We start from the raw sequence: 14,551 nt of genomic DNA on the forward strand, positions 1-14,551 counted from the left end.
GACGAGCAAGTGATTGTCACTTTACCCGCCATTTTCATGAAATTTAAGCTGCCAGTGTTACTAATTGAATAACAACCAGCAGGTTAATCAAAATACCATAGAGAATACAAGCAACCGGTCCAACGGCAAGTTCAACAATCGGTTTCTTGGAAACACGGTTCAGCAGCAGACAGCCGATTACAAATAATGCACCGATACCGCTTAACCCAACTGCCGCAGACATAGCTTCAGCTGATGCGACAGCACCAACAAGTAAGGCAACCTCTAAGACTTTATTCATTGAAGTACGGATATGCTCACCCATGTCTTTTACACCTGGGAACTTATCCATGCCTTTTGCGAAAACATTGATCAGCAATAATTCAATAATCATAACCGCCGCACCGGCAATCATTGCAACTAATGGATTATTAAAGAATAACAGACCCATAACGAAGACAAATGTACAGCCTGCCGGTCCATAAACACCAGTAACGATTGCTGTTGTGAATACCAAAGGAATGAAACCAATAGCCCGTGCCGCCGCAGCCATAGCTGCTTCAGAAATTGCGCCATTGCTTACTAAAGCTAATGAAATTGGGTCACCGGCAATCATTGCCATACTTGTACCGCAAGCCAGCAAGCCGCCCATGATAGCAAGCAAGAACCAATTCTTTCTGATTTTAGCTACTTTTTCTGAGAACACATTTACCAGATCCGTATTGGCCGTACCTGCTTCTCCCTTTACAGAAGCCGCGAAAGCCAGCATCGCAATCGTACCTGCGAGCATTGCCATACCCTCGCCATTTAACGCGATACTAACACCTTCACCAAGTGTAATAACACCAAACTTTTTAATCAGGAAATAAACGGCAACCACAATACCTGCCGTAATCGCGCCTTTTTTAAAGCCATGCTGATAAGCAACCGCGAGAGCTGGGAAAATGGCAAACGCAACTGTTACATATTTAGAAACGCTGCCTAATGCATCAAGGAAATTATATGGCAGATAACTAAATGCTGTTACGACAAAATCAAGTCCGACCAGAATCAGCAAACCATACAGAGCGCCGATTACACCAGCCATGATTGTACCCTTATTATTATCAGGACACCATGTACCAATGATATCCGTAGTCAGAAGCAAACAGTGAATTAATATAATTGTAGCCGCAATTGAGGTTGGAATACCAAAACCGATAACTAAACCAAAGCTAATTGCGAAACTCATGGTAGCCAGTTCTTTACGTGAAATCTGACCATCAAAATACTGCGGAACGATGGGTCTGAAACCATCATTAAACACCGCAATCCCCTTGTTCGCCAGAATTGATGCCAACGCACCAATTGCCGCGATGATAATGTACTTCATTTTCTAGTCCTCCATTTTTTCTAGAATAGCCTTCATTAATACTGGCAGCACCTGTTCAGCATGCTGGGCTGTAAAGCCAAATGCCTTTTTGCCCTCTTTCACTGCCGCGATGATTTCCTCATCAGGGAAAACCTTGCCCGGCATAGAAATCGTCTTGCATTGATTCTGTCCCAATAAAGCAATTGCCATTGCCAACGCACCGCCGCCGCCCGTATTACAGGCACCTACATAATAATCAAACTTCCCCATCTTTAAAGCATTTACTGCGTCCAGATCATTCTTAACAGCTAATTCAATACCTTCATAATTTTTTTGAAGAAAGTCATGAATCTCCTGCTTATTGATCTGACCGCCAACTACGATTCTCACCATCCCGCAAATCCTCCTTTCTTATTGATATAGATTGCATAGATGCATCAGCAGAAAACGTTTCTCACCTTCCGGGAAAGTACAAGGCGACTTTTCCATCAATGTTTCATAAAGCTTTTCTGCCTGATGAATACCCGAACTATTCACTACCTCATTCCAGATGCTCTCATCTAATGTTTCTACTTCCTGACCTGTGCATATCCGTTGGGCAGCCATTGCCAAGTGAGTCGTAAACATTTCAAGAATACTTTCTTTATCCATGAATGCCACCAGATCCTCATCGATGACTTGGTTCACAAACTCTGCAACTTCCGCTGAGATAACTCCTGCATTTTCTAAAATTGATATACGCTCCTTCAGCATAACTCCTCCTCTAATATACATTTTTTTGTATATTGATTGAATGAATAAGATTTGCATGATGCAAATCAATATTTATAATTCCAATATACATTTTTTTGTACAAATAAATTATAGACTGATTCCCGATGAATGTCAACCCTATTATTCGCAAGTATTCACATTAATAACTGTATGCTAATAAAGTAAAAGGCAACGTAATACCGTTACCTTTAGTTAGATTTCAAAATTTAATAGCTTGGTGTGATCTTTCCTTCCAGTACCAGCTTCTGATTATCCAGTACGATCTGTACATCAATCAACTCACTCAGCAAGCCAGCCATTTCACGCCGCCGTGCATTCACTACCATAACAGCTTCCGTATCATCAATGTTATCGGATGGCAGCGAAACATAATTGATATGCAGATGCTTATCAGTAATTTCATCTTCGTTCCAAATCGCCGCATCAAGCTCACCGCTGATAATTTTCTCAAGGATTTGGTTATATTCCACCTGGACAAACTCCACCTGCCTGCCTTCACATGCATGCTCGGTCAATACCTTTTGGTCAATAGAATCATTATCGATACCAATTTTCATGCCATTTTCAATTGCCTTGCATTTGGCATCATGAAATACAATCACATGCTCCGACAAATAAGAATGTCGGCCAAACGCTTTCACAATCTGTACGGAATCATTCTTCTTCATAATATTATTCGCCGCATAACGGGATATAATCGCAAAATCATACCGATCCGCAAGCAGCATCGCGATACGGTTGGTCGCTCCCCGCATATAGGCCATGGATGCCGGTAAATTATACTGGTTTTCCATCGCCACAATCAAACCCGTCGCAAATCCCTCATAGCGTTTTGAATACGGCAGCGGCATAACTCCGACAATCGATGTAATGCCGGCAAAGGCCAGTAAGATCGCCGTGTTCTTCGCGATCAGAAAGGTTCCCAGATGTCCCTTAGATTCAAGCTTGATCGCGCCGTTTTCCTGAAGGAATTTAATTGAATTTTGAATTGTCCCCCGTGCAAGTCCTACTTTCTCTTTTAGATCAGAAACGGTTGGTATCTTCTCCCCAAGCTGCCAAAATAAAAACTCCTTCGCTAATGTCATTGTTGAAAGACCGTTTTTACTCAATAATTTCTGATGGTAATCCATCCCCTCACCTGCTTCCTCTTATAATTAAATTTAATCAGCAATTGGCAAGAAAAACCCGGATCACTCCAGGTTTCACTTATTAATTGCTGTCAGCTTGATTAACAACCGACCAGTCCGCGGCATCAGCCATCTTTGCCTTTACATAATAGATCTGCGGCAGATCATCCGATCCCTCTGCTATATTATAAACATGAACCTCAAGATTCATATTCTTAGCATCTTCCGCATCTGAGAAATATGTTTCGATCGGCAATACTGAAACAACCTTTTCAGCGGCATCATTTAAAAGCCAAAGCAAATCATCTTCGCCAATGTTATCATTAGCGTCAATGCTGACCCGCAGAAGATTGTCTATAACACTGACCCGAACACTATCGACATTGTCATAGCTTAATGCAGCCTTCACATTTTCAATATCGGTATCTGTAATATTAGGATCAAGAATTGATTTTGCCAATTCTGGATTTTTGGCCACGGTATAATTATCAATGACCCAATCCTCATTAGCCGCATTCTTTGTTTTCACATAATAAATCTGCGGCAATGCTTCACTGCCCTTGGTTGTGTTATACACATGAATTTCAAGATCATACATCTTGGTTGCAGCACTGTTTGTGAAATAGGTTTCTATCGGCAGTACCGCAGCTATTTTATCAGCAGCATCGTTTAAGATCCAAAGAAGATCTCCCTCTGCCATATCATCACTGGTATTAATCATCACTCTAAGCGTTGCGCTGATCAGATTTACTTCCAAATTATCGATATTGTCATAATTCAAATTACTTCTGATACTGGCAAGATCAGTTTCGGTAATTGCCGGATTCAGCTCATTCTTAAAACGATCCGCAACCACTGGTTCACGGCTGTTTTCTAATGAGTTCATCAGCACGACACCAAGGATGATACATGGTACCAATACAATGATAATGCCCAGCCACAAGATAACGTGCGGCTTTTTCAGCTTAACGGGATTCGATGTTTTTTTAGCCATCAACTCACTCCTTCACGTACTATTGTACTTCAAATTATGCTGTTTGGCTATCTTTTCTTAAGCTCTTCCTGAACCATCTTATTGGTCATAGCCGGATTAGCAGTTCCCTTGCTGGCCTTCATAACCTGACCAACTAAAAAGCCGACTGCCTTATCTTTACCATTTTTAAAGTCTGTCACTGACTGCGGATTGGCTTCAATAGCGGCAGTAATCAATGCCAGAATTGCAGACGGATCACTCATCTGCTTCATACCCTTCGCTTCCGCAACCGCTTTTGGATCTTTACCCTGCATCATTTCCTCAAAGACAACCTTAGCCTGCTTGCCGGAAATCTCACCCTTAATGATCATATCAATCATTACTGCAAGATGTTCTGGCTGCAGCTTATTTTCTTCAAAGCTGATGCCTTCCTTATTCAGATAAGCTACCATCTCAGTAGTCACCCAGTTGCTGGCAAGCTTATACTCATTAGTATGCATGATTACCTCATCATAGAAATCAGATAATTCCTTCGTAGCAGTCAAGGTAACGGCGTCATAATCACTCAAGCCATATTGATTCATATAACGCTCTTTGCGCTGTTCAGGCACCTCATTCAAGTTCTCCTGAATACTCTTAATCCATGCCTCATCAAGCTGAATCGGGAAAATATTAGGCTCTGGGAAGAATTTATAATCGACATTGCCTTCCTTTTTACGCATCGAAATGGTCGTTTTGCTTGCTTCATCAAAACGGCGGGTTTCCTGAATCACCGTACCGCCTTCAAGATAGATTTTACTTTGCCGCTGGATTTCTTCATCCACTGCTTTCTGTACGTTGCTTAATGAATTCAGATTCTTGATTTCCGTTTTTGTGCCATAGCCGTCATAGCCATAAGGGCGCAGGGAAATATTTACGTCACAGCGCATGCTGCCCTCTTCCATCTTACAATCTGATACACCCAAATAATAAAGCATATTGCGCAGCTGTTCCACATAGGCAGCCGCTTCCTTACCACTGCGGATATCCGGTTCTGAAACAATTTCCACAAGCGGCGTACCGGCACGGTTGAAGTCGATCATCGTACCATTAGCAGTATGGAACTGCTTCGCCGTATCCTCTTCCATATGAATGCGGTTAATGCGGATCTTTTTCTTACCGGCTTCTGTATCGATGGTTAGATAACCATTGCTGCCGATTGGGTGGAACTGCTGAGTAATCTGGAAGCCCTTTGGCAAATCAGAATAATAGTAATTCTTACGATCAAATTTAATCAATGGATCAATCGTACAGTGAGCGCCGCTGCAAGCGCGGATTGCTAATTCTACCGCGTGCATATTTAAACATGGCAGCGTACCCGGCATACCCAGATCAATTTCATTGGTACAAGTATTCGGCGCCGCGCCAAAGCGTACCGGTCCGGCGGAGAACATCTTGGTATTGGTTTTTAATTCACAGTGGATTTCAATCCCGATGATGGTTTCAAAGTTCATGCGTTTACCTCCACAGTCTTTCCTTCTAATCCTGTTTCTTCTTCAATTGCTTTTGCGATATTCAATAAATTCTGTTCATCAAATGCCTTAGCTGTTAAATTCACACCGATTGGCAGACCTTCCACAAAACCGCACGGCACTGTAATACTTGGATATCCGGACAGATTGCCCAGCACCATATGGTTTTCAGCAACCAAATAAGTATCTGACATCTTTTCATCATTCGATTCATCCGGTTTCGGTGCTGTTGTGCTGGCAGCACTAGCCAAAACCACATCATAATCCTTTAATACATCCGCATAAGCATTAACGATCACACGGCGTACTTTTTGGGCCTTTCTGAACAATTTTTCCTGGTTTTCTACAAACAGCGACCAGCTGCCTAAAACAAAACGCTTACGCACTGCGGATGAGAAGCCCTTAGTTCTGGAATTGATCATGATTTCTTCCAGATTAGCTCCCTCTTCACGCATACCAAAACGCACACCATCAAGGTTAGAATGGTTTGCACATGCCTCCGCATTCGCGATAATCAAATATACCGGCAGCAGGGTTTCTAAAAGCTCATCATTCATTTTAACCTTTTCTACGATCGCGCCGCGGGCTTTAAGCTTTTCACATAAAACGTCAAAGTTTTTTAAGATAGCCTCATCCTTGATGGAATCCATCACATTGGCAAGCACCGCAATACGTTTTCCTTTTAAATCACTGTTTAACGCTTCAGCATAATGTCCAACTGGTTCATAGGAAGAAGTCATATCCCGATCATCTCTGCCCGCCAGCACTTCTAAAGCGGCAGCCGCATCTTTAACACAGGTTGTGAAACAGCCGACATGGTCTAAAGAAGAAGCATATGGAATGACACCATAGCGGGAAATGCGTCCATAAGTTGGTTTAAAGCCAACAACCCCACAATAGGCTGCCGGTTTACGAATCGAGTCACCGGTATCGGTTCCCAGTGCTAACGCAACAACACCCGCTGCTGTCAATGCCGCACTGCCGCCGCTGGAACCGCCTGAAATACGTTCAAAGTCATATGGATTATTCACCTTACCGGTATAGGCATTCAGATTGGTTCCACCCATACCCAGCTCATCCATGCTTGTTTTCACAGCAACAACGGCCCCGGCCGCTTTCAGCTTCGCAATGACATGGGCATCAAAAACCGGTACATAGTTATCTAAAATTCTTGAAGAAGCAGTGGTACGGATACCCTTTGTGGAAATATTATCCTTAACCGCCACCGGTACACCATAAAGCGGTAAATTCTGATCCAGCTTTTTAACTTCTTCAATCTGCTTTTCACAATCGACAAAAGTAACAACCGCATTCAGCTTATCCTGACTCGCGTGAGCCTTAGCCAGCACGCATTCTACGTTTGCTTCAACATTCTTTCCTAAATCATTCAGCTTCATTATTTCACCACCTTTGGCACTACAATATGATTCGCTGCCACCCGCGGAGCATTCGCCAGCGCATCTGCCGCGCTTAATGCATACTCATGCTCATCATCACGGATAAATGTTGTAGGTGTTTCAAACGGATATACCATTTCCTCTACATTTTCCGTATCTATGCGGTTTAACAAATCCATCTGCCGCACATAAATCTCAAACTCTTCCTGCAATTCGCTGATTTCCTGATCATTTAAATCAAACATGACATCATTAGCCAGTTTTTTCAGCATTCCTTTTTCAAATTTCTCCATCGATCTTCCTCCTGTTAATTCAGCATAATATCGATATTGCTGCTCCCCTTCTGCCTCGATAAAAGAGCAACTGTTTCATCATCCGATTTGATATCCACCTGAATAGAATAATTCGTATCGGTAAATAACGAACATAATTGTACCACATATTGAATCAGACTTTGCGTTTCAACGTAAGTTTTAGCCTGCATATTCACACTTAATTCAAGCTTGCTTAACGCGCTGTCCTCAAACAGCCCCATGCCAAACAAGCCGACATCCGTTGGGAAATGCTGAAACAATGACTGCTTCATCTGATTAAACTGAGAAGCAATTACCCCGTTGATCGCGTTGGCATCATCACTTGGAAAGTAAATCCATTCCTGATTGATCGGCGTATAGGATGATGAACGGTCAGTCACATAAGACTCTCCGATTACCACTCCCGGCGTTTTTGAATCAGCCGCCGGTGCCATATAGAGCACTACATGAATCGGCAGACTGCCGACTTCCGGGTGATTGTTGCGCAGATAATTAACCAAACGCTGCCCCGCCTCTACACTGCCGTATGTATAAAGCTGTTCCTTCGATACCTGAGTGGTCTGACTGCCGCCTTTTAAAAGCGTCTCACCATTCTCATCTGTTTTCACACTGCCGTCATCATTCAATTCTGCCTCACGATAAGACACATAACTGTTTAATACAATCACAAAGGTAAAACCGGCATAATCATACTGACCGTTTTCCTGCTTCATAAAATCAATTTCATATAGATCTGAAATCAGAATCGGATTATACATATTGGTACCAAAACCATTGGAAATAGCAATTCCTTTTTCCGGATTCAAGCCTTCGGTGTTTTCGGTTGATTTAAACTTCAAAAGTCCGCGTGCCGAGCCGTCAGTTTCATAGCGTTCAAGCTCTAACGCACTGACAATCTGACCCTCCTTCACCAAATACTCACCCGGATCAAAATATTTCTTGGCCAGCTGCTGGGCAAGATAGCCCATCGACAGCGGATCATATTTTGAGGAGCGATAGCTGTTATGCACAATTCTTGTGTCACTGGCTTCATAATCCAAAACATAACCATATTCACCGCTGATTACCGGTTTAATCTCAGTGATTTGATCCTGATCGTCGATCTCCTGCTTCGTACATGCACTGCCAAAAAGCGCGGCACAAAGCAGCAGCACTGCCGTTTTATGTAGTTTCATAGCGGTTCACCTCGCTTATAAATGAGACTTCATCCATTGTTTCTATGTTTAATTGTAATGCTTTTTGCAGCTTACTGCCAGCGTTTTCGCCATAAATAACCAGATCGGTTTTTTTGGAAACGCTGCCGGAAACATTGGCGCCGTATTTTTCAAGCAGGTCTTTCGCTTCATCTCTTGTCATTCTTTCTAAGGAACCCGTCAGGACAACCGTTTTATTCGTGAAATAGCTCTCCACTTTTTCAATTTGATCACTGTCCATACGAAGCCCTTCATGCTTTAATGCTTCAATCAGCTGCTGATTCTTTTCTTCCGCAAAGAAAGCCAGTATCGCATCAGCGGTTATTTCACCGATATCATGAATCTTAGTCAGCGTTTCTTTTTCCGCGAGCATTAGCTTATCCATCGTCTGAAATTGCTGCGCCAAAATTTTCGCCGCCTTTTTACCGACCTGACGGATTCCTAAACCAAAGATCAAATCCTCCAAAGGATTCTGTTTACTGTCTTCAATCGCATTTAACAGCTTATCTACTGATTTTTCTTTATAGCCTTCACATTGCAGAAGATCCTCACGGTGATTTTTCAGCTTATAAATATCTTCAACCGTATTCAGCCAGCCATGGTTATGTAAAAATTCAACCTTTTTATCACCCAGCGTATCAATATCCATCGCATCACGGGAAGCGAAGTGAATGATGCTTTCCACAACTCTGGCCGGACAGTCCTGATTGATGCAGTAATGATTCGCTTCATCTTCAAAACGGATTAATTTAGAACCGCAGATCGGACAGATAGTCGGGAATACATAAGGCTTTGAATCAGCCTCACGGCGTTCAGGCAGCGCTCTGACCACCTCTGGAATAATGTCGCCGGCCTTGCGGATTACCACAAAATCATTTACCCGCACATCCTTGGCGTTAATCATATCTTCATTATGCAGGGTTGCCGCTGACACACTGGTACCCGCAACTCTTACCGGTTCCAGTACCGCATTAGGGGTGATTTTACCGGTACGGCCTACGGTAATCATAATATCATGCAGCTTGGTAATAACTTCTTCAGCCGGGAATTTATAAGCAATCGCCCATTTAGGTGTTTTAATGGTAGCCCCCAAACGGCGCTGATCAGCGAGTGAATTTACCTTCAGCACCATGCCGTCAATATCAAAAGCCAGATCATTGCGCTTTTCTGTCATTTCCTGAATATAGTCCCAGGCATCCTGAATTGTTTTACACACGCGGCGTTCCTCATTGCAGTGAAAACCCAATTGCGCAAAGCGCTCTAAGCATTGTTCATGCGTCGTCATGCCATCATTTTCCGCATTGACATAAGTATACCAGAAAGCGTCAAGCTTACGGCTGGCCGCGATTCTGGAATCAAGCTGACGGATTGAGCCGGCAGCCGCATTACGCGGATTCGCAAATTCATCCTCACCGCGTTCACGGCGAATCGCATTCAGATGCTCAAAGCTGGCCTTGGGCATATACACCTCACCGCGCAGCTCCATCGGCCCTTTAAAATCAATAGTTCTTGGAATTGATCGAATCGTTAACACATTATTTGTCACATCTTCACCCACTGTACCATCACCGCGGGTAACCGCCATCTGCAGCTTACCTTCATCATAAATCAAGCTCATCGCCAAACCATCGATCTTGCATTCCACAACATATTCCACATTGCCGACTTCATTGCGCACCCGCTCATCAAAAGCCTGCAGATCCTCAAAATTATAAGCATTGCCTAAAGAAAGCATCACTTCCTTATGAGCTACCTTATTAAAGCCTTCCAATACCTTGCCGCCAACCTTTTGAGTCGGTGATTCAGGATCATATGCCTCTGGATACTGATTTTCTAATTCAATCAGCTCCTGCATATAACGATCATATTCCTGATCACTGACACTAGGCGCATCCAGTTCATAATATTCACGGGACAGTCTGCGTAAAATATCCCGCAATTCATTAATTCTCTCTATGCTCATACCGATACCTCTCTTTATTTTTTAGTGATTGAAGGATGATTCGCCATGATCTTGCGGATGCCGAATTTATTATTGAAAGCAATTTTCCAGACACCCTGGGATGTATCAAGCACGACACCCTCCCCAAAACTAGTATGTACCACTAAATCACCTTTACGGATGCGGCCCGATGTTTTTACCGGCGCATGACCTTCTTCATCCACATAGGTGAGCGCTTTGGCAGCTTGACCGGAAGGCAGCTCTTCCTGCCGGGAAGCTGTATGCTGAGTCGCATCCTGTACACCAAAATGTTCAATCGTATCCGGATCAATCTCTTTGATAAAACGCGATGGCAGTTTAATGCGGTCCATAACATAACTATACCCCTGCGCATCAGATATAAACAGCTGCTTACGCGCTCTGGTGAAAGCCACATAAGCCAAGCGCCGTTCTTCCTCAAGCGCCGTTCTTCCGCCTTCACTGATAGCTTTCTCACTTGGGAAAATACCATCACACATACTGTAAACAAACACAATATCAAATTCCAGTCCCTTTGCCGCATGAATTGTCATCAGCTGCACAAACTGACCGTTATTTTCCTGTTCCTTATCGGTATACAAAGCAATCTGCTGGAGATATTCATCCAGCGTACCATCAGGATTGGCGGTTTCAAAATCCTCGATATCATTAATTAATTCCTTAACGTTCTCAATTCGCTCAGTTTCCTTATCATCCTCAAGCATCTGCATATAGCCGCATTCATCCATTAAACCCTCAAGCAGCATCGAAATAGACATTGAATTTACTAAATTGCGATATTTCTCAATCAGCTTAATAAAATCATTCAGCGCTGTCTGCGCTTTGCCGCGGGCTACATCATGATTCTTGATCACTTCATACATATTCATATTCTCACTGCGCGAATAATCTTCAATCGTCTCTACCGTCTTATTGCCGATACTGCGCTTAGGCACATTGATAATACGTTTTAATGCCAGATCAATGGCCGCGTTATCATGAATCAGCATTCTTAAATAAGAGAGTGCATCCTTGATTTCCGCACGGTCATAGAATCGTACACCGCCATAGATACGGTAAGGAATCCTTGCTTCAAGCAGCTGTTTTTCTAAAGAACGCGACAGATAATTGCTGCGGTAAAGCACCGCGATGTCACGATAAGCCGCACCGCTTTGAATGCACTTATTGATCTGCTGGCAGACCCAGGCTGGTTCAAGCGCTTCTTCAAAAGCAGAATAATGAATAATTTTATTATCCTCCTGCCTTGATGTATACAAATCCTTATCAATACGATTCTTATTATTTTTAATAACGCTGTTGGCACCCTTAAGAATCGACGGGCATGAGCGGTAATTCTCATTCAGCATCACGGTATGAACAGGCGCAAAATCTTTCTCAAAATTCATGATGATATTCACATCCGCGCCGCGCCATGTGTAAATCGTCTGATCGGGATCGCCAACCACACAAAGATTGCATTTATCTGATACCAGATAGCGGATAATGCTGTACTGAATCTTATCAACATCCTGAAACTCATCGACATGAATATAATCAAAACGGCGCTGCCACTTAACCCGCACCTCTTGATCCTTCTTTAAAAGCCGATTGGTAAACAGCAATAAATCATCAAAGTCAAGCGCCTTCATATGCTCCAGACGTTTTTCATAATAATCATAAACCTGAGCTTTAATTTTCTCACTCGTAAACTCATTGGCAATGCTCATAGCTGCTTCCGGGGAAATTTCTTCACCCTTGCATGCAGAAATATAAGAGAGTACATTCGCATAGCTGTAGCTCTTTACCTCAATGCCGTACATCTTGTAAGCTTCCTTAAGAATACTTTTCTGATCATCGCTGTCTACGATTGTGAAATTGCGCGGATATCCATCGCCCATTTTATGTATATCTTCTCTCAATAAACGAACACAAAAGGAGTGTATCGTTGAAACAAACATCCCTGATGCATCATCACCAAGGATGGAATAAACACGCTCTTTCATTTCATTAGCCGCTTTATTCGTAAACGTTATCGCTAAAATACGATAAGGCGCAATCCCTAACGATTCAATTAAATAAGCGATACGTGTAGTTATAACTCTGGTTTTTCCTGAACCCGCACCGGCAATGATCCGGATATGGCCATCTGTGTATGTTACCGCGTCATATTGACTCGGATTTAAACTATCTAAATAAGACATGCGATCACCTCTGCGTATCATTATACCAAAAAACCTGTCTACTTTTTTAGTGAATTACATAGAAAAGATTCCTTTTCTATATATTTTAAATATCTCACATATATAATGGCTGTTTAATGTTTCTTTCAATTTTCTGAAACTGCTGTTAATCTTTATTTGCTTAGGGTATAATGATACATGAAATAATTGGAGGTTTTTATGAAGGCGGAAAAAAGACCAAGAAGGAAAAGGACAAGGATTCCTGATCTGATTCTATTACTGATCCAAGTCAGTGTTATGATTTTATTTATTTATACACTGATTAATTTGAATATGCTGAATTTTAAATGGCTGGTATTAATTATTGCCCTCTTATTCGTCTTATTGGCAATGTTTACTGTATTAATGATTATGAAGCTTGGACGCGGTGTTACCACAGTAAAAAGAGTAGTTCAGGTTCTGCTGATAGCTGTCATGCTGGTTGGCAATCATTATGCCGGAACGCTGACCAATACGCTTAAAACTATAACGAATGAGACACAGACGCGCATTGACAAAATATCACTGCTGACATTGGCTGATAACGAAGGTAATTCAATTGAAGATTTCAATGGCAAGACTATTGGCCTGCAGACAGGGACGGATAAAGATTTAACTGAATTTGCGCTTGGCAAGATTGATCAGCGCATTGAATACGGCAAGTATGAGTATGTTGATTACTCGGTGATGATTAATGATTTCCTGCTGGGCTATGATGACGCAATCTTAATTAATGACGCATACATAAAAATGATGGCTGATTCAGTTGAAGGGTTTGCTGGTTCTTATAAGGTAATCGAAACATTTACTAGAGAGATTGAGCTGACACCGGCAGAAGTTAATGCAAAGCTGCCTGATGAACCATTTGCGGTCTATCTCTCCGGCATGGATGAATTAGGCGATCCGCATCAGCAGCTGCGCAGTGATGTAAATATCCTGATGCTTGTTGACCCGGTGGCGAATCATGTTACGATGATTTCAATACCGCGGGATGCCTATGTACCGAATCCTGCCAAAAATGATCAGCTGGATAAACTGACACATACCGGACTATACAGTATTGATACCACGATAGCAGCCGCCGAGGAGTTGTTTGGTTTCCCGATTGATTATTATGTAAAGGTGAGCTTCTCATCACTGATAGAAATTGTTAATACTGTGGACGGTATTACGGTGAATGTGCCGGTTACCTTCTGTGAACAAAATGCTGAGCGTTCTTATTTATGGGATGATCAGATTTGTCTTGAAGAGGGAGAGCGTTTCATCTATGGGCCAGCGGCTTTGGCACTGGCAAGACATCGTGCCAGCTATGCGAATGAGCTGACCCGCAATCAAGTACAGCAGGATATCATTAAGGCTATTGTTAAGCGAATGATGACACCGGTTGGCTTCAGCCGCATCCCTGATGTGCTGAGCATTATTCCGCAGTATATGGTAACGAATATGCCTTATTCAGCTATTACCAACTTTGTATCCGCGGAGATGAATAATATTGGTGACTGGACATTTGATTCAATCGGACTGACAAACGGCATCTCTCAGCTGATGCCAACGGCAAGTGTTCCTGATCTGTATCAGGATGTAATGATTCTCAGTTACAGTGATGTCGTAAAGGTGTATGAGCGCTATCAGGCAATGCATGATCCGGTGGAGCTTAATGACTTAAAGTTTGATTTGAACGATTTGAATCGTTATGTGAAGCAGATGCCGTCAAATCCAAATTTAGTTTGGGCAGAAAATTATGAATAGTAAT

At 42.5% G+C, this 14,551-nt stretch carries 12 protein-coding genes; 1 reads left to right on the top strand and 11 read right to left on the bottom strand.

The window, feature by feature from the left end:
• Window positions 1–43 precede the first annotated feature (43 nt).
• From DAHG_RS08470 to DAHG_RS08520, 11 genes are all read right to left on the bottom strand, one after another.
• On the bottom strand, window positions 44–1,351 hold the full coding sequence (locus DAHG_RS08470; protein ID WP_022937912.1) for a YhfT family protein: 1,308 nt from the start codon (window positions 1,349–1,351) through the stop codon (window positions 44–46).
• Window positions 1,352–1,354: 3 nt separating this feature from the next.
• A complete protein-coding gene (locus DAHG_RS08475; RefSeq protein WP_022937913.1) occupies window positions 1,355–1,723 on the bottom strand; it encodes a DUF2620 domain-containing protein in 369 nt (122 codons plus the stop codon).
• 18 nt (window positions 1,724–1,741) lie between these two features.
• Window positions 1,742–2,083: a PRD domain-containing protein gene (locus tag DAHG_RS20540; protein WP_022937914.1), complete on the bottom strand. Its 342-nt coding sequence runs from the start codon at window positions 2,081–2,083 to the stop codon at window positions 1,742–1,744.
• A 227-nt stretch (window positions 2,084–2,310) separates the two neighbouring features.
• Entirely contained in the window at window positions 2,311–3,234 is a 924-nt protein-coding gene (yhfZ, locus tag DAHG_RS08485; protein WP_022937915.1) for a GntR family transcriptional regulator YhfZ, read from the bottom strand.
• A 79-nt stretch (window positions 3,235–3,313) separates the two neighbouring features.
• Window positions 3,314–4,225 (bottom strand): hypothetical protein, encoded by a 912-nt coding sequence (locus tag DAHG_RS20545; protein ID WP_022937916.1) that lies wholly within the window; start codon window positions 4,223–4,225, stop codon window positions 3,314–3,316.
• A gap of 47 nt (window positions 4,226–4,272) precedes the next feature.
• Entirely contained in the window at window positions 4,273–5,697 is a 1,425-nt protein-coding gene (gene gatB, locus DAHG_RS08495) for an Asp-tRNA(Asn)/Glu-tRNA(Gln) amidotransferase subunit GatB (RefSeq protein WP_022937917.1), read from the bottom strand.
• On the bottom strand, window positions 5,694–7,112 hold the full coding sequence (locus DAHG_RS08500) for an amidase (protein WP_022937918.1): 1,419 nt from the start codon (window positions 7,110–7,112) through the stop codon (window positions 5,694–5,696). Before DAHG_RS08500 ends, gatB begins: the two co-directional genes overlap by 4 nt.
• Entirely contained in the window at window positions 7,112–7,405 is a 294-nt protein-coding gene (gatC, locus tag DAHG_RS08505; RefSeq protein ID WP_022937919.1) for an Asp-tRNA(Asn)/Glu-tRNA(Gln) amidotransferase subunit GatC, read from the bottom strand. Before gatC ends, DAHG_RS08500 begins: the two co-directional genes overlap by 1 nt.
• A 14-nt stretch (window positions 7,406–7,419) precedes the next feature.
• A complete protein-coding gene (locus DAHG_RS08510; RefSeq protein ID WP_022937920.1) occupies window positions 7,420–8,601 on the bottom strand; it encodes a CamS family sex pheromone protein in 1,182 nt (393 codons plus the stop codon).
• The gene (gene ligA / locus DAHG_RS08515) at window positions 8,588–10,582 is read right to left on the bottom strand and encodes an NAD-dependent DNA ligase LigA (protein ID WP_022937921.1); all 1,995 of its coding nucleotides are present in this window, start codon (window positions 10,580–10,582) and stop codon (window positions 8,588–8,590) included. Before ligA ends, DAHG_RS08510 begins: the two co-directional genes overlap by 14 nt.
• Before the next feature lie 14 nt (window positions 10,583–10,596).
• On the bottom strand, window positions 10,597–12,780 hold the full coding sequence (locus tag DAHG_RS08520) for an ATP-dependent helicase (RefSeq protein WP_022937922.1): 2,184 nt from the start codon (window positions 12,778–12,780) through the stop codon (window positions 10,597–10,599).
• Window positions 12,781–12,978: 198 nt separating this feature from the next.
• On the opposite strand from DAHG_RS08520, the gene DAHG_RS08525 reads away from it, so the two are divergent.
• Window positions 12,979–14,547 carry an LCP family glycopolymer transferase gene (locus DAHG_RS08525; RefSeq protein WP_022937923.1) on the top strand — a complete coding sequence of 523 codons (1,569 nt, stop codon included), beginning with the start codon at window positions 12,979–12,981 and terminating at the stop codon, window positions 14,545–14,547.
• The last annotated feature ends 4 nt before the right edge of the window (window positions 14,548–14,551 follow it).

It is taken from the genome of Dielma fastidiosa, from assembly GCF_000313565.1.
Lineage (GTDB): Bacteria > Bacillota_I > Bacilli_A > Erysipelotrichales > Erysipelotrichaceae > Dielma > Dielma fastidiosa.

What these genes read in the sequence shown, in the direction of transcription:
- DAHG_RS08500 (WP_022937918.1), bottom strand. Translation starts at nt 7,112, where the DNA reads ATGAAGCTGAATGATTTAGGAAAGAATGTTGAAGCAAACGTAGAATGC.
- DAHG_RS08510 (WP_022937920.1), bottom strand. Translation starts at nt 8,601, where the DNA reads ATGAAACTACATAAAACGGCAGTGCTGCTGCTTTGTGCCGCGCTTTTT.
- DAHG_RS08525 (WP_022937923.1), top strand. Translation starts at nt 12,979, where the DNA reads ATGAAGGCGGAAAAAAGACCAAGAAGGAAAAGGACAAGGATTCCTGAT.
- DAHG_RS20540 (WP_022937914.1), bottom strand. Translation starts at nt 2,083, where the DNA reads ATGCTGAAGGAGCGTATATCAATTTTAGAAAATGCAGGAGTTATCTCA.
- ligA (WP_022937921.1), bottom strand. Translation starts at nt 10,582, where the DNA reads ATGAGCATAGAGAGAATTAATGAATTGCGGGATATTTTACGCAGACTG.
- DAHG_RS08470 (WP_022937912.1), bottom strand. Translation starts at nt 1,351, where the DNA reads ATGAAGTACATTATCATCGCGGCAATTGGTGCGTTGGCATCAATTCTG.
- yhfZ (WP_022937915.1), bottom strand. Translation starts at nt 3,234, where the DNA reads ATGGATTACCATCAGAAATTATTGAGTAAAAACGGTCTTTCAACAATG.
- gatC (WP_022937919.1), bottom strand. Translation starts at nt 7,405, where the DNA reads ATGGAGAAATTTGAAAAAGGAATGCTGAAAAAACTGGCTAATGATGTC.
- gatB (WP_022937917.1), bottom strand. Translation starts at nt 5,697, where the DNA reads ATGAACTTTGAAACCATCATCGGGATTGAAATCCACTGTGAATTAAAA.
- DAHG_RS08475 (WP_022937913.1), bottom strand. Translation starts at nt 1,723, where the DNA reads ATGGTGAGAATCGTAGTTGGCGGTCAGATCAATAAGCAGGAGATTCAT.
- DAHG_RS20545 (WP_022937916.1), bottom strand. Translation starts at nt 4,225, where the DNA reads ATGGCTAAAAAAACATCGAATCCCGTTAAGCTGAAAAAGCCGCACGTT.
- DAHG_RS08520 (WP_022937922.1), bottom strand. Translation starts at nt 12,780, where the DNA reads ATGTCTTATTTAGATAGTTTAAATCCGAGTCAATATGACGCGGTAACA.